The sequence below is a fragment of the Rhizobium sp. Leaf371 genome, from assembly GCF_001424045.1.
GTDB lineage: Bacteria > Pseudomonadota > Alphaproteobacteria > Rhizobiales > Rhizobiaceae > Ferranicluibacter.
This window is the reverse complement of sequence record NZ_LMQB01000023.1, coordinates 378,970-397,044: the sequence shown is the minus strand read 5'-3', so window position 1 is coordinate 397,044 and position 18,075 is coordinate 378,970. Positions and strand designations below refer to the sequence as shown.

The 18,075-nt window shown below is 65.2% G+C and carries 18 protein-coding genes; 14 read left to right on the top strand and 4 right to left on the bottom strand.

Translation table 11 applies throughout. From position 1 onward, the window contains the following. The first annotated feature begins 36 nt into the window (after window positions 1-36). The 13 genes from ASG39_RS12585 (at window position 37) to ASG39_RS12525 (ending at window position 12,618) form a co-directional block, all read left to right on the top strand. Entirely contained in the window at window positions 37-1,326 is a 1,290-nt protein-coding gene (locus ASG39_RS12585) for an RsmB/NOP family class I SAM-dependent RNA methyltransferase (protein ID WP_062595318.1), read from the top strand. A 166-nt stretch (window positions 1,327-1,492) separates the two neighbouring features. Beyond that, window positions 1,493-2,773: an imelysin family protein gene (locus ASG39_RS12580; protein ID WP_062595317.1), complete on the top strand. Its 1,281-nt coding sequence runs from the start codon at window positions 1,493-1,495 to the stop codon at window positions 2,771-2,773. A 35-nt stretch (window positions 2,774-2,808) separates the two neighbouring features. Next, complete coding sequence (locus tag ASG39_RS12575) at window positions 2,809-4,413, top strand: di-heme oxidoredictase family protein (RefSeq protein ID WP_062595316.1); 1,605 nt, start codon at window positions 2,809-2,811, stop codon at window positions 4,411-4,413. Next, window positions 4,413-5,546 carry an imelysin family protein gene (locus tag ASG39_RS12570; protein WP_062595315.1) on the top strand — a complete coding sequence of 378 codons (1,134 nt, stop codon included), beginning with the start codon at window positions 4,413-4,415 and terminating at the stop codon, window positions 5,544-5,546. Before ASG39_RS12575 ends, ASG39_RS12570 begins: the two co-directional genes overlap by 1 nt. Before the next feature lie 10 nt (window positions 5,547-5,556). Then, complete coding sequence (locus tag ASG39_RS12565) at window positions 5,557-6,666, top strand: DUF1513 domain-containing protein (protein WP_062595314.1); 1,110 nt, start codon at window positions 5,557-5,559, stop codon at window positions 6,664-6,666. A gap of 127 nt (window positions 6,667-6,793) precedes the next feature. Further along, window positions 6,794-7,246, top strand: coding sequence for a TspO/MBR family protein (locus tag ASG39_RS12560; protein ID WP_062595313.1), 453 nt, complete (start codon window positions 6,794-6,796; stop codon window positions 7,244-7,246). A 125-nt stretch (window positions 7,247-7,371) separates the two neighbouring features. After that, window positions 7,372-7,824 (top strand): PaaI family thioesterase, encoded by a 453-nt coding sequence (locus ASG39_RS12555; protein ID WP_062595312.1) that lies wholly within the window; start codon window positions 7,372-7,374, stop codon window positions 7,822-7,824. 17 nt (window positions 7,825-7,841) lie between these two features. Further along, a complete protein-coding gene (locus ASG39_RS12550; protein ID WP_062595584.1) occupies window positions 7,842-8,483 on the top strand; it encodes a 5'-methylthioadenosine/S-adenosylhomocysteine nucleosidase in 642 nt (213 codons plus the stop codon). 85 nt (window positions 8,484-8,568) lie between these two features. Continuing rightward, window positions 8,569-10,146: a glutamine-hydrolyzing GMP synthase gene (gene guaA, locus ASG39_RS12545; RefSeq protein ID WP_062595311.1), complete on the top strand. Its 1,578-nt coding sequence runs from the start codon at window positions 8,569-8,571 to the stop codon at window positions 10,144-10,146. Window positions 10,147-10,307: 161 nt separating this feature from the next. Continuing rightward, window positions 10,308-11,369: a succinylglutamate desuccinylase/aspartoacylase family protein gene (locus ASG39_RS12540; RefSeq protein ID WP_156468137.1), complete on the top strand. Its 1,062-nt coding sequence runs from the start codon at window positions 10,308-10,310 to the stop codon at window positions 11,367-11,369. 2 nt (window positions 11,370-11,371) lie between these two features. Further along, window positions 11,372-11,722 carry an ArsC family reductase gene (locus ASG39_RS12535; RefSeq protein ID WP_062595309.1) on the top strand — a complete coding sequence of 117 codons (351 nt, stop codon included), beginning with the start codon at window positions 11,372-11,374 and terminating at the stop codon, window positions 11,720-11,722. 21 nt (window positions 11,723-11,743) lie between these two features. Then, window positions 11,744-12,217, top strand: coding sequence for a Cys-tRNA(Pro) deacylase (ybaK, locus tag ASG39_RS12530; RefSeq protein WP_062595308.1), 474 nt, complete (start codon window positions 11,744-11,746; stop codon window positions 12,215-12,217). A gap of 83 nt (window positions 12,218-12,300) precedes the next feature. Further along, window positions 12,301-12,618, top strand: a complete 318-nt coding sequence (locus ASG39_RS12525) for a DUF6074 family protein (RefSeq protein ID WP_200943890.1) — start codon at window positions 12,301-12,303, stop codon at window positions 12,616-12,618. Window positions 12,619-12,622: 4 nt separating this feature from the next. Here the strand turns inward: ASG39_RS12525 and ASG39_RS12520 are convergent, their stop codons facing one another. Continuing rightward, window positions 12,623-13,177, bottom strand: a complete 555-nt coding sequence (locus ASG39_RS12520; RefSeq protein WP_062595307.1) for a 2'-5' RNA ligase family protein — start codon at window positions 13,175-13,177, stop codon at window positions 12,623-12,625. 139 nt (window positions 13,178-13,316) lie between these two features. Between ASG39_RS12520 and ASG39_RS12515 the strand changes: the two genes are divergently transcribed. After that, window positions 13,317-15,650 carry a heavy metal translocating P-type ATPase gene (locus ASG39_RS12515; protein WP_062595583.1) on the top strand — a complete coding sequence of 778 codons (2,334 nt, stop codon included), beginning with the start codon at window positions 13,317-13,319 and terminating at the stop codon, window positions 15,648-15,650. A gap of 91 nt (window positions 15,651-15,741) precedes the next feature. Here the strand turns inward: ASG39_RS12515 and ASG39_RS12510 are convergent, their stop codons facing one another. The 3 genes from ASG39_RS12510 to ASG39_RS12500 all read right to left on the bottom strand — a co-directional run bounded on the left by ASG39_RS12510 (window position 15,742) and on the right by ASG39_RS12500 (window position 17,901). Beyond that, a complete protein-coding gene (locus ASG39_RS12510; protein WP_062595306.1) occupies window positions 15,742-16,179 on the bottom strand; it encodes an RpiB/LacA/LacB family sugar-phosphate isomerase in 438 nt (145 codons plus the stop codon). 161 nt (window positions 16,180-16,340) lie between these two features. Next, a complete protein-coding gene (locus tag ASG39_RS12505; protein ID WP_062595305.1) occupies window positions 16,341-17,108 on the bottom strand; it encodes a triose-phosphate isomerase in 768 nt (255 codons plus the stop codon). A gap of 28 nt (window positions 17,109-17,136) precedes the next feature. Continuing rightward, window positions 17,137-17,901 carry a DeoR/GlpR family DNA-binding transcription regulator gene (locus tag ASG39_RS12500; protein WP_277995969.1) on the bottom strand — a complete coding sequence of 255 codons (765 nt, stop codon included), beginning with the start codon at window positions 17,899-17,901 and terminating at the stop codon, window positions 17,137-17,139. Window positions 17,902-18,075 lie beyond the last annotated feature (174 nt).

Below are 18,075 nucleotides of genomic sequence, written 5' to 3'. Positions count from 1 at the left end.
GATGGGTCTGTGCTGCCGAATGATGGAGTGTGAGCGATGCGACTGGGTGGACGACTTGCCGGTGCGATCGATGTCCTCTCCGACATCGAGACGCGAAAACGCCCGGTTGCGGATGCGCTGAAGGACTGGGGCCTTGCCCATCGGTTTGCCGGCTCCGGCGACCGCGCCGCCATCGGCAACATCGTCTATGATGCGCTCCGCCGCAAACTGTCTCACGCCTATCTGATGGACGACGATAGCGCGACTGCGCTTGGGCATGCCGTCATGCTGCGCCAGTGGGGCGAAACGCCGGAAACGCTGGCGGCAAGCCTGGAGGGCGACCGCTTTGCGCCGCCCCCGCTGCCGGAGGCGGCCCTGGCCGCGTTCCGCAGCCGCAACCTCGAGGATGCTCCCGTTTTTGTTCAGGGCGACATTCCGGAATGGGTCGTACCCTCCTTCCAGCTGGTTTTCGGCGATCGATGGCTGGAAGAAGCCGCGGCACTGGCCGAGCGCCCCGCACTCGACCTGCGCGTCAACACGCTGAAGGCCGATCGCGCGAAAGTGCTGAAAGCGCTCGATGAGGCTGGCGTGCGGCCGACCGAAACCGCGCGTCAGGGCCTTCGTGTCGCGCCCGGCGAAGGTCCGTCCCGTCTCCCCAACGTCACCGCCGAGCTTTCCTTCCAGAAGGGCTGGTTCGAAGTCCAGGACGAAGGCTCGCAGATTGTTGCCGATCTCGTCGGCGCGACCGGTGGCGAGCAGATCCTCGATTATTGCGCCGGCGGCGGCGGCAAGACCCTGGCTCTTTCGGCGACCATGGACAACAAGGGTCAGGTTCATGCCTTCGACACCGACCGCAAGCGCCTGGCGCCGATCATCGAGCGGCTGAAGCGGGCGGGCACCCGCAACGTTCAGGTTCACGACCGGCCGCAGGCGCTCGCCGGTCTGACGGAGCGCTGCGATGCCGTTCTGGTGGACGCGCCCTGCACCGGCACGGGCACATGGCGCCGTCGGCCCGATACCAAGTGGCGCCTGAACGACCGCAACATCGAGGAGCGCCAGGGTCAGCAACGCGAGGCGCTGGCGGAGGCTGCGCGCTACGTCCGGCCCGGCGGTCGCCTCGTTTATGTCACCTGTTCCGTGCTCGCCGAAGAGAACGACCAGCAGGTCGATCGCTTCCTGGCGGAAAACCCGGGCTTCAGCGCCCTGCCGGCGATCGACAGCTGGAACGCGCTGTTCGGCACCTCGGCTCGCCGCCCCGTCACGCGCGACGGGCGCACGCTGACGCTGTCCCCGGCATCCACCGCGACCGATGGCTTCTTCTTCGCCATGCTGCAGCGGCAGGGGTGACAGGTTCAAAGCATTCTAAACTATACACTTTGACACCAGTTTAATTTTCGTTCATGAGGATCGCACGGGGCAGGGGCATGCCGGAAGGCACGTCCGGTCCCGGATCCGTTTCACACGCGCGGTATTCCTGTCCGGCTCTGCGGGCGGGCTCCGCCGAGGAGAGGTCATGACCGTATCATTCCTTCGCGCCGCCGCCTTGGCGCTGGCCACTGCCACCTCCGTGCTGGCGCTTCAGCCGGCCCAGGCCGCCACCGATGCCGCAGCCGTGCTCAAGCATTACTCCGACGTCGCCCATGCCAAGTTCGAGGATGCCCTGACGACCGCGCAGGCGCTCGACAAGGCCGTCGATGCGCTGATCGCGACGCCGAGCGAGGCGACGCTGAAGGCCGCCCGCGAGGCCTGGCTGGCCGCACGCAACCCCTACCAGGAAACCGAGGTCTATCGTTTCGGCAATCCGATCGTCGATGAATGGGAAGGCAAGGTCAACGCCTGGCCGCTCGATGAGGGCCTGATCGACTACGTCGATCCGAGCTATGGCAACGAGAGCGACGAGAATGCGCTCTTTACCGCGAACGTCATCGCCAGCAAGATGATCTCGATCGACGGCAAGGAAATCGACGCCTCCAAGATCACGCCGGAATTCCTGTCGGGCACCCTGCAGGAAGCCGACGGCATCGAGGCGAACGTGGCGACCGGCTATCATGCCATCGAATTCCTGCTCTGGGGGCAGGACCTGAACGGCACCGGCCCGGGCGCCGGAAACCGTCCCTACACCGATTACGACACCAAGGCCTGCACCAACGGCAATTGCGATCGCCGCGCCGCCTATCTCAAGGCTGCGACCGATCTGCTCGTTTCCGACCTGAAGGAAATGGTCGCCAACTGGACGCCGGATGGTGCCGCCACGAAAAATGTCGAGGCTGATCCGAAGGCCGGGCTCACCGCCATTCTGACCGGCATGGGCTCGCTCTCCTATGGCGAGCTTGCCGGCGAGCGCATGAAGCTCGGCCTCCTGCTGCACGATCCGGAAGAGGAGCATGATTGCTTCTCGGATAACACCTACAACTCGCATCTGCATGACGCGATCGGCATCGAACAGGCCTATCTCGGCACCTACACCCGCACCGACGGCACGAAGCTGACCGGCCCCTCCTTGTCGGAACTCGTCGCGGCCAAGGATCCGGCCGTGGATGCGGAGATGAAGGAAAAGCTTGCGGCGACCGTGGCTGCGATGCAGGCCATGGCCAAGCGCGGCCAGACGGTCGAGGCCTACGACCAGATGATCGCGGAAGGCAATACCGAGGGCAACGCCGTCGTCCAGAAGGCGATCGACGGGCTGATCGCCCAGTCGAAGACCGTCGAGCGCGTGCTGACGGCACTCGATCTCGGCAAGATCGAGCTCGAAGGCTCCGACAGCCTCGACAACCCGAACGCCGTCTTCCAGTGAGAAGCGCGCCCGGACGCGCCGACGCCTGATCCGCGATGACCGCCCGGACCCTTCACCGTTTCATCACGCCTGTTGCCGCCGCGAGCCTCGCGGCGGCTTTCGTCGTGGCAGGGGAGGGGATATGGGCCGGCGCGGGGGCAGGCGGGCAGTCCGCCCGCCTGAAGACGCCGGTTTTCGCGTCGGAGCCGGCACTTCCGCTGTCGGGAGATGTCGACGGGCGGAGCGACCTGTCGGAAAAGGACAGGCGCCGCGTTGCCGATGTGACGAGGCCAACGCAAGACCTCTCCCGACCCGAGCCTTTCGAGGCCATGGCCGGTGGCGCGGGAACCTCGACCGCAAGGCCGGACCGGGCTGGGCTCACCCATCCCGCAGCCAATCTGGATGCGGAGGCGGAAGAACGGTTTCGCCTCGGCAGCGCGCTTTTCGAAAAACTCTGGGTGTCCTCGCCCTCCTCGACGCAGGCCTCGGATGGCCTCGGGCCGCTTTACAACGCCCGTTCCTGCGAAACCTGCCATGTCCGCGATGGGCGGGGACGGCCGCCGGCCGGTGGCGCCGGAAGCCCCTCCCTGGTCATGACGTTCGCGTTCCCCGACCCGTCCCGATCCGGTCGGCACGGCGATCCCGTCTACGGTCGTCAGTTGCAGGACAGCGGCGTGCCCGGCCTGCCGGCCGAGGGGCGTCTCGCGCTGCGCTACGACGAACTCTCGGTAACGCTTGCCGGTGGCGAGCGTGTCGGCCTGCGCCGCCCCGTCTGTGGGATCGAAGACCTCGCCTATGGTCCGCTGGACAGTGCCACTCGCCTGTCACCGCGTCTCGCGCCGCCGATGACCGGTCTCGGCCTGCTGGAGGCGATCGATGCGGGCGATATCCTTGCCCATGCGGACCCAAGGGATCGCGACGGCGATGGCATCAGCGGCCGGCCGTCCTGGCTTGCGCAGGGTGCGGACGATGCTCCGGTTCTCGGCCGGTTCGGCTGGAAGGCGCAGGCTCCGACCGTGCGGGCCCAGGCGGCGGATGCCTTTGCGACGGATATCGGGATCTCCACGCCCGACGACATGAGAAGCCATGGCGACTGCACCGCCCGACAGCCGCAATGCCTTGCCCTGCAGGACGGCGTGCAGGCCCGGCTGGGAACGAGCGAGGCGCCCGATCCCGTGCTTGATCTCGTCGCCTTCTACGCCCGCCATCTGGCCGTCCCGGCGCGACGCAACGTCGCGGCGCCAGCGGTGCTCACGGGCAAGCGGATCTTCTCCGAGGTGGGCTGCGCCTCCTGCCACGTTGCGAAATTCGTCACCCGCCGCGATCCGGCAGCGCCATCGACGGCTTTCCAGCTCATCTGGCCCTATTCCGACCTGCTCCTGCACGACATGGGCGAGGGCCTGTCCGACCCCGGCAGCAGGGCTGAACCCGAGGATGGCGCGACGCCGCTGCCGGGGGAATGGCGGACGCCGCCGCTTTGGGGTATCGGTCTTGCGCACACCGTCGATGCGAGGGCGGGCTTCCTGCATGACGGACGGGCGCGGACGCTGACCGAGGCCGTTCTCTGGCATGGCGGCGAAGCGCAGGCCGCGCGCGATCGTTTCGTATCCCTCGACGCCGCGGATCGCCGGGCGTTGCTCGCTTTTCTGGAGTCGCTCTGATGCGTCTATGGACAGCCTTTCTGCTCACCGTGGCGCTCGCCTCGGCCACCCCAGCCTTCGCGCAGGAGGCGGACGAGGATGTCGGATCGGCACCGTCGAGCGGCCTGGTGTCGGAAGCCGTGCCGAAGGTGATGGCGCGCGCCGTCGATGGCTTCATCCGGCCCGGCTACCGCGAACTGGTCGAGCGCACCGGTGCCCTTGCCGACCATCTGCGCCCGCTCTGCCACCGTCCGTCCGAGACATCGCTCGCCCGCGCCAAGCGCGCCTTCTCCGACGTCACCGCTGCCTGGTCCCGCATCGAGATCGTCCGCGTCGGGCCCGTTCTCGATGGCAACCGGTTCGAGCGCGTTCTGTTCTTTCCCGATCGCAAGAGCACGGGTCTGAAGCAGGTCCAGCGCATCCTGGTCGAAAGCGACGAGACCGCGACGATCGCAAGCGCGCTGCGTGGCAAGAGCGTTGCGGTCCAAGGGCTGGGCGCACTGGAATATGTCCTGTTCGGCACCGATGCCGACGAACTGCTCGACGCACCGGACGGGTTCCGGTGCCGCTATGCCCGCGCCATTGCCGACAATCTCACGAGCGTGGCCGCAGAACTGAGCGCCGCCTGGGAAAATCCACGCGGTGTCCAGGCCGCCTGGAAGGCGCCGGGGCCTGACAACCCGCTTTACCGGACGTCGGGCGAGGCGGCAACCGAGCTTCTCGGCATCCTCGTTCACGGGGTGGAAAGCCTGCGCGACCAGCGGCTGCGCCCCGTCTTTGCGGGCGCGATCACGCCTGCGCCGTCGCCCGGCCATCCGAAGCTTGCCGTCTACTGGCGCTCGGGCGAAACGATGGATTCGGTTGCCGGAAATGCGCGGGGTCTCAAAGCCCTCTTCGATGCCTCCGGTATGCGCGCGCTCCTCCCTGCCGACGAGCAGTCGATCGCCGCCTCGATCGATATCGTTTTCAACGAGCTCATCGCCTCGGCCGATGCCGTCGATCAACCGATCGACAAGGCTTTGATGGATACGGGGGAACGCCGGAAACTCCTTCTCGTTTTGCGCAATGCCAACGATCTGTTGCAGCGATTGAACATGGATTTCGGTGCCGCGATCGGGCTCGGTGCCGGCTTCTCCTTTGCCGACGGCGACTGACGGGGCGGCCATGACGCAATCCGCGATCACCCCGCGTCCGGTCCTTGTCGACCGACGCGCTTTCCTCTCGATGGCCGGCGCCGCCTGGGCCGTGTCGCTTTCGCCTGCGGCCGCCGCGGTCCTTTCCCGCACGGACGCCGTCTTCGCCTCCGCCTTCCGGGCGGGCGACGGCGCTTACGGCATTGCCACCGTTTCCGAGGAAGGCGAGGTCATCGACCGGCATGTCCTGCCGGATCGGGCCCATGGACTGGCGCATTCCGCCGTCTCCGGCCACACCGTCGCCTTCGCCCGGCGCCCCGGCACCTTCGCGATGATCCTCGATACCGCCGTGCGCGATGAGCCTGTCGTCATCACCGCCAGCGAGGGGCGACATTTTTTCGGTCACGGCTGCTTCTCGGCAGACGGTCGGCTGCTCTACGCCACGGAGAACGACTTTGCCGGCAATCGCGGCATGATCGGCTTCTATGACGGCACGGACGGCTATCGTCGCATGGGCGAGTTCCCGACCTACGGCATCGGCCCGCACGATATGACGCTGTCGCCGGATGGGCGTCTTCTGGTGGTCGCCAATGGCGGCATCGAGACGCATCCGGATTTCGGACGCACCAAGCTCAATCTCGATCACATGGAGCCCTCGCTCGTCCTCATCGAAACGGCGACCGGCCGGCTGGTCGAGCGTCACGTCATGCCGCCGCATCTGCGGCAACTCTCGACGCGTCACGTGGATATCGATGCCGGCGGCCGCATCTGGTTCGCCTGCCAGTACGAGGGTCCCCGCAATGCCCGTCCGCCGGTTGCCGGTGCCTTCGCACCGGGCGAGGACATAAAATTTCTCGATCTGCCGGAAGAAGCGGCGGCAGCGCTCGCCAATTATGTCGGCGCCATCGCCGTCCACCGGGCGGAGGGGCTGGTCGGCCTCGCCTCGCCGAAAGGCGGCGCCGTGGTCACCGTCGACGCGCGGACCGGCACATTCGTCAAGCTGGAAAGGCTCGCCGACGCCGCCGGCATCGCGCCCGCAAAACGCCCGGGATTTGCAGTGTCATCTTATGACGGGCGCTTTGCGGAACGAACCAGTCCGATCGCCTGGGACCAGCATATCATCCGCACCCGCCCGACGTGAGCGGGCAGCACGCCCTACACGCTCGCTCTGCACAAAAGCCGTCCGTTCTGCCGCTGCCTGTCAAAGGCGCGGCGCCGCCCTAAGTTTCGCTCCCTGCCTCGACCGAATTCGCCCTGATTGGACCCCCATGCGCCCTCCGCTGATCTACGCTCTCTTCATCGTCGCCGTGGTCGCCTGCGGCCTGCTGATCGGGATCAACAATATTCCCGGCGAATGGTACCAGTCGCTTCAGAAGCCGCCGTTCAACCCGCCGAACTGGATCTTTGCGCCCGTCTGGACGACGCTCTACGTGATCATCGGTTTTGTCGGTGCCCGCACCTTCCTGCAGCATCGCCACACACGCGCCATGCGGTTCTGGGGCGCGCAGATGCTGTTCAATTTTGCCTGGTCACCGCTGTTCTTCGGCCTTCACGAGATCGCTCTGGCGCTGATCGTCATCCTCGCATTGCTGATTTCGGTCTACGCTTTCATCGTCACATCCTGGCGGCAGGATCGCCTCTCGGCATGGCTCTTCGTGCCCTATGCCGCCTGGGTCTCGTTCGCGACGCTGCTGAACGGCTCTATTCTGCTCCTCAACTGAACGTGCTAAAGGGCAAGCCCTTGCAGGCGAGGGGACGTGCGTGCCAGTCTCCCGCCGTTCCGAGCGAGAAGCCGGCCGCAGACGTTGTCCGGAGCCGCCGATCCGGTGGCATTGGGGTGTTGGACATGGATGAGACGATCGACCACGACTTTCGCCTCCGTGTCCGCCGGAGTTTCGACCGGCAGGCCTTCATGCGGACGATCGGTGCCGAACTGACGCGCGTCGAGCAGGGCATGGTGGAGATCGAGCTGCCCTTCGACGAGATGATGACGCAGCAACACGGCATTCTCCACGCGGGCATCATTTCCTCTGCACTGGAAACCGCAAGCACCTATGCGGGCTATTCGGTGCTGGAACCGGACGCCGGTCTGCTCACCATCGAGTTCAAGGTCAACCTGCTGTCGCCCGGCCGCGGCGAGCGTTTTCTGTTTCGCGGCGAGATCACCAAGCCGGGCACGACGATCATCGTCTCCGACGGCCGCGCCTATGCGATGTCGCAGGACGCGCCGCCCAAGCTGATCGCCTCGATGACGGCCACAAAGATGGTCGTGCGCGACCGCGAAGGATTTGCAGAGTGAACGAATGGAACGATGACATGCCCGAACTTCTGCTGAAACAGGCGGGCGATCGAGCCGTCCTCTACGTCATGGCGGCAGAGGCGGAATATGGCCCCCACCTGAAGACACGGATGACGCCGTTGATGACGGGCGTCGGCCCGGTGGAGGCTGCGGTTTCTGTCACGCGCGCCCTGCAGCGACTATCCGCCGCAAATCGTCTTCCGGCACTTGTCGTCTCCCTCGGCTCGGCCGGCTCCGCCCGGCTCGAGCAGGCGGAGGTGTACCAGGCGACATCGGTTGCCTATCGCGACATGGATGCATCGCCGCTCGGTTTTGAAAAAGGCGCGACACCTTTCCTCGACCTTCCCGTCACCGTTCCGCTAGCCCTGCGCGTTCCCGGCCTCGCGGAAGCGAGCCTCTCCACCGGCGGCAATATCGTCTCGGGCGCGGCCTATGCCGATATCGCCGCCGACATGGTGGATATGGAAACCTTCGCCGTGCTGCGCGCCTGCCAAGCCTTCGGCGTGCCGCTGCTGGCGCTGCGCGGCATTTCCGATGGCAAGGCCGACCTGCGCCATGTCTCCGACTGGACGGCCTATCTCGACGTTATCGACGAGAAGCTCGCGGCCGTCCTGGACAGGCTCGAAACGGCGTTGGCGGAAGGTGCGCTCGGCCTTTGAGGCAGGCAGACGCGGGTTAGACGTTGCACTTGCCGGCCTGTTTATTTAAAGGCTCGGAATGATCCCGCGCGTGAAAAGGCCAGGCATGACCGAGATAGCCCATCCCGACAGCATCCTCATTATCGATTTCGGCAGCCAGGTGACCCAGCTCATCGCGCGCCGGGTTCGTGAAGCCGGCGTCTACTGCGAGATCCACCCGTTCAACAATGCCGACGAGGCCTTCGCCCGGATGGGTCCGAAAGGCGTCATCTTCTCCGGCGGCCCGGCCTCCGTCACGGCGGACGGCAGCCCACGGGCGCCGCAGGCCGTGTTCGACAGCGGCATTCCGCTGCTCGGCATCTGTTATGGCCAGCAGACGATGTGCACGCAGCTCGGCGGCACCGTCGAAGGTGGCCACGCCGCCGAATTCGGCCGCGCCGATGTCGAGATCAAGGCGGCAAGCCCGCTGTTCGACGGCCTGTGGGAGGTTGGCGGCCGCTATCCCGTCTGGATGAGCCATGGCGACCGCGTGACGCAGCTGCCGCAGGGCTTCGAGGTCATCGCCACGTCCGAAAACGCGCCGTTCGCGATCGCGGCCGATGAGAAGCGCCGCTACTACACCACCATGTTCCACCCGGAAGTGGTGCACACGCCGGATGGCGGCAAGCTCCTCTCCAACTTCGTGCACAAGATCGTCGGGCTGAAGTCCGACTGGACCATGGCCGCCTACCGCGCCGAAATGATCCGCAAGATCCGCGACGACGTGGGCGACGGCCGCGTCATCTGCGGCCTTTCCGGCGGTGTCGACAGCTCGGTTGCCGCCGTGCTGATCCACGAGGCGATCGGCGACCAGCTGACCTGCGTCTTCGTCGATCACGGCATGATGCGTCTTAACGAGGCGGACGAAGTGATCACGATGTTCCGCGACCACTACAATATCCCGCTCGTCCATGTGGATGCGTCGGACCTGTTCCTGACCGAGCTTGCCGGCGAGGTCGATCCCGAGGTCAAGCGCAAGATCATCGGCCGCCTCTTCATCGAGGTGTTCGAGGCGGAAGCCGCGAAGATCGCGGCCGACGGCAAGGGCGCCCCGGCCTTCCTCGCGCAGGGCACGCTCTATCCCGACGTGATCGAAAGCGTGTCCTTCTCGGGCGGCCCGTCCGTCACGATCAAGAGCCACCACAATGTCGGCGGCCTGCCGGCCCGCATGAACATGAAGCTGGTCGAGCCGCTGCGCGAGCTCTTCAAGGACGAAGTCCGCGTGCTCGGACGCGAGCTCGGTTTGCCCGAACGCTTCGTCGGCCGCCATCCCTTCCCGGGCCCGGGCCTTGCCATTCGTTGCCCCGGCGGCGTGACGCGCGAAAAGCTCGACATCCTGCGCAAGGCCGATGCCGTCTATCTCGACGAGATCCGCAAGGCCGGCCTCTACGACGTCATCTGGCAGGCCTTCGCCGTGCTGCTCCCGGTCCAGACCGTCGGCGTCATGGGCGACTACCGCACCTACGACTTCGTCTGCGCCCTGCGCGCCGTCACCTCGGTCGACGGCATGACGGCCGATTTCTACCCCTACGACATGACCTTCCTCGGCCGCACCGCAACCCGCATCATCAACGAAGTCCGCGGCATCAACCGCGTCGTCTACGACATAACGTCGAAGCCGCCAGGCACGATCGAGTGGGAATAAGACCAGGCAAGGAGCCGGTGCGCCACGCGATGTGACGCGCCGGCTTCTTCTCTATCGTCTTTCTCCCTATTCCAGGCTCTGCCAAGGCGTAATCGTTCACTTTTCGTTCTTGAACGATGCGGTGGTTCGGCTATAGAGGCGGAACAGGATGGAGGCCCAAGGTGAAGCAGAGCGCGATCGTCATTCCCGGAGATACGCCGGAGATCAGCTGGCACATTCCGGTCCTCGAATTTTCCGGGCCGCACGCCAACGCGGTACAGAAGGTCTATATTCAGGCCGCCCTGCACGCCAACGAACTCCCGGGTGTCGCTGCGCTTCACCTGCTGTGTGCACGGCTAGGCGAGGCGGAAGCTGCGGGTGCGATCCGGGGCGACATCACCATCGTGCCGCAGGCAAATCCCATCGGTGCGGCACAGGCGCATTTCGGCGAGATGCAAGGCCGCTTCGACCTGGGGTCGCGCGGCAATTACAATCGCGATTTTCCCCTGATCGCCTCGTCCGCACGGCACGAGTTGTTGCTGGGTCTCGATCGGCTCACTGCGCCGGAACGGCTGAAGCGGGAGCTGCTCAACCGCGCGCTCGGCGCGGATCTGGTGCTCGATCTCCACTGCGACGACGAATCGCTGCCCTATGCCTATATCGATAGCGCCTTCTGGCCCGAGGCTTCCGATCTTGCATCGGCCCTGCAGATGGACGCGGTCTTCCTGTCCGACGGAGAAAGCTCGGCCTTCGAGGAGGCCGTTTCCTATGCCTGGAAACAGGAGAGGGGCGGCAAGGACGTCTCGCTGCCGGGTCGTCTCTCGGTGACGGTGGAGTTGCGCGGGCGTCGCGACGTCGGCCCGAACGTGGCGCGTCGCGATGCCGACGGGCTCTGGGCGTTTCTTCAGGCCCGCGGCATCGTGGAGGGCGACGCACCCGCGCTTGAGCCCTATTCCGGCCCGGCCTTCGCTCTCGACACGATTGAAATGATCAAAGCGCCTGTTCCCGGCACCGTTCTCTTTCATCGCGACATCGGCGAACGCGTCGAGGCCGGCGACCTGCTGGCCGTCCTCGTCCCGCGACCCGGCTTTCCGGAGCACGATGTGGAGGTGCGCGCGCCGCAGGCCGGCCTGGTCGTCACGCGGTCGTCCGCCCGCTTCGCCCGCCGCCGCGACGACCTGATGAAGATCGGTTGTGCCGGAAACACCGAAGCCGGCCGCAAATCCGGCGCGTTGGAGGACTGATCATGGTGGCGACCCTTTACGGCATCCGCAACTGCGACACGATGAAGAAAGCCCGGACCTGGCTCGATGGCCGCGGCATCGCCTATCGGTTTCACGACTACAAGGTCGATGATATCGACCGTGAATCCCTCTCGGCTTGGTGCGCCGCGCTGGGCTGGGAGAGCGTCCTGAACAAAGCAGGGACAACGTTCCGCAAGCTTCCGGACGCGGACAAGCAGGATCTCGACGTGGAAAAGGCGATCGCCTTGATGCTGGCCAACCCGTCCATGATCAAGCGCCCGATCCTCGATCGTGAAGGCGCACTGACCGCCGGCTTCCGGCCGGAGGCCTACGAGAGACTTTTCGGAAACTGAGCCCCCAAAGGGAAACAGGCCATGTCGAAAACGACACGTGCAACGCAGGCGCTGGCAAAAGCCGGGATCGCCTTCACCACCCATAGCTATGACTACGACTCTTCCGTCGATCGGATCGGCATGGCGGCGGCCGAAGCCATGGGCGAGGCGCCACATCGCGTGCTGAAGACGCTGATGGCAGAGGTCGATGGCAAGCCGGTCTGCGTGGTCGTGCCATCCGACCGCGAGGTGAACATGAAGACGCTGGCTGCCGCCGCATCGGGCAAGTCCGCGGCCATGATGAAGCCGGCCGCTGCCGAGCGGCTCACCGGCTATCATGTCGGCGGTATCAGCCCGTTCGGGCAGAAAAAATTGGTGCCGACCTTCCTTGAGGAAACGGCACTCGCCGAGCCGCTGGTCTATATCAATGGCGGGCAGCGCGGCCTGCAGGTCCGTCTTGCACCGGCCGATGCGGTTGCGGTGCTTGGTGCTGCAGCCATGCCGCTCGTTACATAAGGGAACGCCGTCAAGGTGTTGGATACGAAGCGTTAACCAAAATCTCCTTACATCAGGGTGACAGAAGGAGAATCGGTGTGAACATGACGACAGGACACGACGCCCGGGGCGCGCAGAGCGGGATCATCGCATTTCCGCTGTCCGGACGGACAAACCTGATCCGCCGGTGCGCGGTCGAGCTCGAAGCCGTTCATGGCGAAGCGGCCGTGACCTACTGGCGCACGGCCTGCCGCAACCTTGCCGACGATCTCGTCACGTTGGGCTGTGACGAAAATGACATTCATCATCAGGTTATGGATTTCCAGACGGAAGTGCAGCTTGAAATGATGCGCCGCTACAGCGAGCGTCTCGAAGCAGGCGCCGATGCGGATCCGGAAGAAGGCCACCGCGCCCGCACCTGACGCTTCATTTCGGTGGAAAACGGGCCGCCGGCTCCCAGGGGCCCCCGGCATAGTGCCAGAGACGAAGTCCGGTGACCGCGAAATCCCACGGAGCGAAGTCTTCGGACAGCGATGCCTGAAGCGCACGTGCGGTGTCCGGGGAGACCTTGTTCTGCACCGTCACATGCGGTCGAAAACCCTGCTGGTCCTGTCGCGTCAGCCACGGGCTCCATCGCTGCACGAGTGCGGCTCGCAAACCCTCAAGGGCAGGGCTCGACAGCGCAAAGGCGACGCCGTTTCCAAGCAAGCGAACGGTCTCGACCGTTGCCGCGATGGGCCGCAACCCGGCCGTGGCCTCGTCAAGATGCTGCTCGATGGCCGCTCTTTCCGCACCCGGCAGAGCATGGAACAACGTGATATGCGCCGATAGCCAGTTTCGCTCCGGGGGGAAATGTCGGGCGCGCAGAAAATCGAAGTGCTCCTGAGCCGTTGCCTCCATCTCGGCTGTGAGGATCAGGGGCCGGTAGGAAACATGCGGCAAACGGCCATCATCGCCGTGTTGCGTCTCGTTGTCAGTCATCGTCTCGTGTCCTGTCATCAGCCGATTTTACGGCCGCGCGCCCGGCCCGGATGTAAAAATCGCTCATCCCGTCATTTTTAGCTTGTAGCTCTAGTCGCTAGAGCCCTTACAACCACGCCTACACGAGAGGGAGTTGATGATGGGTGAGATGCGAAAGACGCGATTTGACGTTTCGGGCATGGACTGCGCTTCATGCGCGTCCAAGATCGACACCGCTGTCCGGCGCGTGGCCGGGGTCTCGGATGTCGCGGTCTCCGTCACGACGCAAGCCATGACCGTTCATCACGACGAGACGACCGACCTGGACGCACTGGCGCGCAAGGTTTCCGGTCTCGGCTACAAGACCGTGCCCGCGAACCGGGCGCCGGCGAATGCGGCACCTGCGCAGGCTTCTGCGTGTTGCAGCGGACACGCCCATCACGATCATGGCGACCATGACCATGACCATGACCATGACCATGACCATGACCATGACCATGACCATGACCGTGAGAAGCACGATCATGATCACGGTAACCATGCCCATTCCCACGATGCACAGCGTCCAACGTCCGAAAGCGCCGCCGCCTCCCTTCCGGCAGGTCTGCACGGCCATGATCATGGGCCCACGTCCGGACCCTGGTGGGCATCGGCCAAGGGCCGGTTGACGCTTCTCTGCGGCGGTGCGCTCGTGCTTGCCTACGCCGTCGGGCATCTGTTTCCCGAGTTTGCGTCCGAAGCCTTTCTCCTTGCGCTGCTGGTCGGCCTCGTGCCCATCGGCCGGCGCGCGATCATGGCGGCGCTGGCGGGAACGCCGTTCTCCATCGAGATGCTGATGACCATTGCCGCCATCGGCGCCGTCATCATCGATGCCGGAGAAGAGGCCGCAGCGGTCGTCTTCCTGTTTCTTGTCGGCGAACTGCTCGAAGGCGTGGCCGCCAGCCGCGCGCGGCGCAGCATCCAGGCCTTGTCGGACCTCGTGCCGAAGACGGCCTTCCTCGAAGACGGCGACGTCACGCGCGAGGTGCAGGCAGACGCGCTGGTGCCCGGCAACATCATTCGCATCCGCCCCGGCGACCGCATTCCTGCCGATGGCGAGATCCTTTCAGGCGAAAGTGCGATCGACGAAGCGCCGGTGACGGGCGAAAGCGTGCCCGTTCGCAAGGTTGCGAGCGAGCCGGTCTTTGCCGGTACCGTCAATGGCGAGGGCGTGCTGCGCGTGACGGTGACCGCGGCAGCGGCTGACAACACGATTGCCCGTGTGGTCCGCCTGGTGGAGGAAGCGCAGGAGGCGAAGGCGCCGACCGAGCGCTTCATCGATCGCTTCTCGCGCTACTACACCCCGGCCGTGGTCGTGGTTGCGGCGCTGGTCGCCATCCTGCCGCCGCTTCTGGCCGGCGGCTCCTGGTCGGAATGGGTCTACAAGGGTCTCGCCATTCTCCTCATCGGCTGCCCCTGCGCCCTGGTCATTTCGACGCCGGCCGCCATCGCGGCGTCCCTGTCGGCCGGCGCCCGTCGGGGGCTGCTGGTCAAGGGCGGTGCTGTTCTGGAAAAGCTCGGCACGGTCGATACCGTGGCCTTCGACAAGACGGGAACGCTCACCGAAGGACGCCCCGTGGTCACCGATATTCTCACCTTCATGGGCGAGGAGCGCGAGATCCTGCGCCTCTCGGCCGCGCTCGATGCCGGATCGAGCCATCCCTTGGCGCTCGCCATTCTCGCCCGGGCGGAGGCTGACGGCATCGCCTATCCCGCAGCCGAAGGTGCATCGGCACAGGGCGGCAAGGGCGTCGCGGGCAAGGTTGGTTCGCAGAGCCTCTTCCTCGGCTCGCCCAGGGCCGCAGGTGACATCGCGCCGCTGACCGCAGATCAGTCGAGCGCCATTCAGGCGCTGAACGACGACGGCAAGACGGTCTCGGTGCTCGTCATCGACGGACAGGCGGCGGGTGCCATCGCCATGCGCGACGAGCCGCGCAAGGACGCGCGGCAGGCGCTGGCCGCGCTCAAGGCGAACGGCATCCGCACGGTCATGCTCACCGGCGACAACCGCCGCGTGGCAGAGGCCGTCGGGCGTGATCTCGGCATCGACGTGCGCGCCGACCTCATGCCGCAGGACAAGCAGACCATCGTGCGTGAGCTGAAGGCGCAGGGCGCGACGGTGGCCAAGGTCGGAGACGGCATCAACGATGCGCCTGCACTCGCGGCGGCCGATATCGGCATCGCCATCGGTGGTGGCACGGATGTGGCGCTCGAAACCGCGGATGCCGCTATTCTTCACGGGCGCATCGCCGATGTCGCAGCGCTGATCGATCTGTCGAAGCGCTGCATGGCGAACATCCGCCAGAACATCGCCGTCGCGCTCGGTCTGAAGGCTATCTTCCTCGTGACGACCGTGGTGGGCATCACCGGCCTCTGGCCGGCGATTTTGGCGGATACCGGCGCAACGGTGCTCGTCACCATCAACGCCCTGCGCCTCCTGCGCGTCCGCGCCTGATCGTTCAACAACGACAAACGCCCGGCATCTCTGCCGGGCGTTTGTCTGCGCGGTCGCGCGGGAGGATCTGCGCGACGTGAGGGAAGCGAACTTACTTGGCGGTGTCGAGGCGATCGATCGCCTTGACGTTGTCGGCCGAGGAGCCGCTCGGATCGAACTCCGAGGCGAGCCAGGTATCGACGATCGCCTTGGCAAGTTCCGGACCGATGACGCGGGCGCCCATGGTGATGATCTGCGCATTGTTCGACTTGGCGGCGCGTTCTGCCGAATAGGTGTCGTGCGTCAGCGCCGCCCGGATGCCGGGCACCTTGTTGGCTGAGATGCTGACGCCGATGCCGGTGCCGCAGAAGAGGATGCCGCGCTCGTTCTCGCCGTCGACGATGGTCTGGGCAAGCTTCTGCGACAGGTCGGCATAAAAGCCCTGCTGGCTGAGATCCGTGACCTCGAGATCGTTGCGGGTCGCCAGATGCTTGGCGATGACGTCGAGAAGCGGCTTGCCGGCGCTGTCGGCTCCGATGGCGATTTTCATGGCTGTTTCCTTTCAGGCTTTTGTTGATTTGGGGCGTCATACGGGATCCGGTTGATCAGACCGGATCCCGTATTCCTTCCATTGAAAATCTGGCTTTCCGGCCAGGGATTTTCGATGGCTCTTGTTTCCGGTTCGCGGAACGCGATCCGCCGGAAACCGTATCAGAGAGCGGCTGAAACGCGGGCGAGGATGTCGAGATAGCCGGCGACATTCCAGGCGGAACGGCCGATGAACAGGCCGTCGATATGCGGCTTGGCGATCAGCTCCGCGCAATTGCCGGGATTGACGCTGCCGCCGTAGAGAACGGGCACGGAAACGCCGAGACAGGCCTTCGCCACCTCGGCAATGCGGGCATGGCGGTCGTCGGCATAGTCGGCGGATGCGGGAATGCCGTTGACGCCGATGGCCCAGACGGGCTCGTAGGCGAGAAGCACCGGCTTCTCCCGATCCACACCGCTCAGGCCGGAAAGCGCGCCTTCGACCTGCCGCTTCAACACGGCATCCGCCTCGCCGGCCTCGCGTTCGGACAGCGTTTCCCCGATGCAGATCAGCGGCGTCAGGCCATGACGAACGGCGGCGGCCGTCTTCAGGCCGACGGTCCGGTCGGTCTCGCCAAAATGCTCGCGTCGCTCGCTATGGCCGAGCTCCACGAGGTCGAGCCCGCAATCGGTGAGCATCGGTGCCGAGATCTCGCCCGTCCAGGCGCCGTCATCGTCCCAGTGCATGTTCTGCGCCCCCACCTTCACGCTGGTGCCGGACAGTCGCTGCTTGACCTCCCGCACGGCGGTAAACGGCGGAATGACGAAGCGCTGGATGCGGGGGCCGCGCGCGCCGTCGCTGGCCGCGAGATCCTCGGCGAAGGCCATGGCCTCGCTCAGCGTCTTGTTCATCTTCCAGCTCGTTCCCACCCAGATGCCGTTCGTCGTCACTGCATGCTCCTCGTTGTAACTGCGGTCGTCAGACCTTGATGATGGAAATCCCGGCGTCGCCCAGTGCGGCCTCGTGGCCGCCGTCGATGCGGTCGCTGGTAATGACGGCGCTGAAGCCGTCCAGTCCTGTCAGGAAATGCAAGGCCGGCTTGCCGAATTTTGCGTGATCCACCATGAGGTAGCTACGGCCTGCCGATCGCATCATCTGCCGCTTGGTCTTCACCACTTCCTGGTCCTGATGATACGCGGCCGCCCCCTGAATGGCGGAGGAAGAGAGAAAGGCGATATCGGCCCGCAGCGACGACAGTGTCTCCTCCGTCACGATGCCGAAGAAACCGTTGAACTTCCGGCTGTACTGGCCCCCGAGCGAGATGACCTCGATGCCGGGGACGGCGGTCAGCTTGACGATGACGGAGAGGTTGTTGGTGATCACCGTCAGCGGCCGGATGGTCGCGAGATGATCGGCAAGGCCGCCCGCCGTCGATCCGTCATCGATGATGATGATCTGCCCCGGTTCCACCAGCGTCGCCGCATGGGACGCGAGCTGCCGCTTTTCCTCGGCCGCCATCTTCTCGCGGTAGCGGAAGTCGCTTTCGAATTGCGCGCTGGACTGGATCGACGCGCCGCCGTGAACTTTTCGAAGAAGCCCGGCCTGCTCGAGGTCATCGAGATCGCGATGGACGGTCATTTTGCTGACGGAGAAGCGCAGGGCCAGATCCTCGACGGAGGCAGAGCCTGCTTCCATCAGGATATCCATGATCTCCTGCCGCCGATCGTCCGGTTTTAAAGCCACCACGGTCTCCATCCTCGATGGCTTTATAAACGTGATCTCAAAAAAATACAACATTTCTTATGAGATTATGTGATGATAGAATGTTATATTTCGGGCGGCTTTGGTGCTCTCCCGATGTTGCAGGCAACTGCACGGCATGGCATGAAGAGGCAGCACGCTGCGCCATCGAGGGCG

Excerpts from the sequence above, each read along its gene's own strand:
- ASG39_RS12520 (WP_062595307.1), bottom strand. The coding sequence starts at position 13,177 with ATGACTGACAACGAGACGCAACACGGCGATGATGGCCGTTTGCCGCAT.
- ASG39_RS12555 (WP_062595312.1), top strand. The coding sequence starts at position 7,372 with ATGGATGAGACGATCGACCACGACTTTCGCCTCCGTGTCCGCCGGAGT.
- ASG39_RS12580 (WP_062595317.1), top strand. The coding sequence starts at position 1,493 with ATGACCGTATCATTCCTTCGCGCCGCCGCCTTGGCGCTGGCCACTGCC.
- ASG39_RS12525 (WP_200943890.1), top strand. The coding sequence starts at position 12,301 with ATGACGACAGGACACGACGCCCGGGGCGCGCAGAGCGGGATCATCGCA.
- ASG39_RS12560 (WP_062595313.1), top strand. The coding sequence starts at position 6,794 with ATGCGCCCTCCGCTGATCTACGCTCTCTTCATCGTCGCCGTGGTCGCC.
- ASG39_RS12585 (WP_062595318.1), top strand. The coding sequence starts at position 37 with ATGCGACTGGGTGGACGACTTGCCGGTGCGATCGATGTCCTCTCCGAC.
- ASG39_RS12515 (WP_062595583.1), top strand. The coding sequence starts at position 13,317 with ATGGGTGAGATGCGAAAGACGCGATTTGACGTTTCGGGCATGGACTGC.
- ASG39_RS12535 (WP_062595309.1), top strand. The coding sequence starts at position 11,372 with ATGGTGGCGACCCTTTACGGCATCCGCAACTGCGACACGATGAAGAAA.
- ASG39_RS12570 (WP_062595315.1), top strand. The coding sequence starts at position 4,413 with ATGCGTCTATGGACAGCCTTTCTGCTCACCGTGGCGCTCGCCTCGGCC.
- guaA (WP_062595311.1), top strand. The coding sequence starts at position 8,569 with ATGACCGAGATAGCCCATCCCGACAGCATCCTCATTATCGATTTCGGC.
- ybaK (WP_062595308.1), top strand. The coding sequence starts at position 11,744 with ATGTCGAAAACGACACGTGCAACGCAGGCGCTGGCAAAAGCCGGGATC.
- ASG39_RS12550 (WP_062595584.1), top strand. The coding sequence starts at position 7,842 with ATGCCCGAACTTCTGCTGAAACAGGCGGGCGATCGAGCCGTCCTCTAC.
- ASG39_RS12510 (WP_062595306.1), bottom strand. The coding sequence starts at position 16,179 with ATGAAAATCGCCATCGGAGCCGACAGCGCCGGCAAGCCGCTTCTCGAC.
- ASG39_RS12575 (WP_062595316.1), top strand. The coding sequence starts at position 2,809 with ATGACCGCCCGGACCCTTCACCGTTTCATCACGCCTGTTGCCGCCGCG.
- ASG39_RS12565 (WP_062595314.1), top strand. The coding sequence starts at position 5,557 with ATGACGCAATCCGCGATCACCCCGCGTCCGGTCCTTGTCGACCGACGC.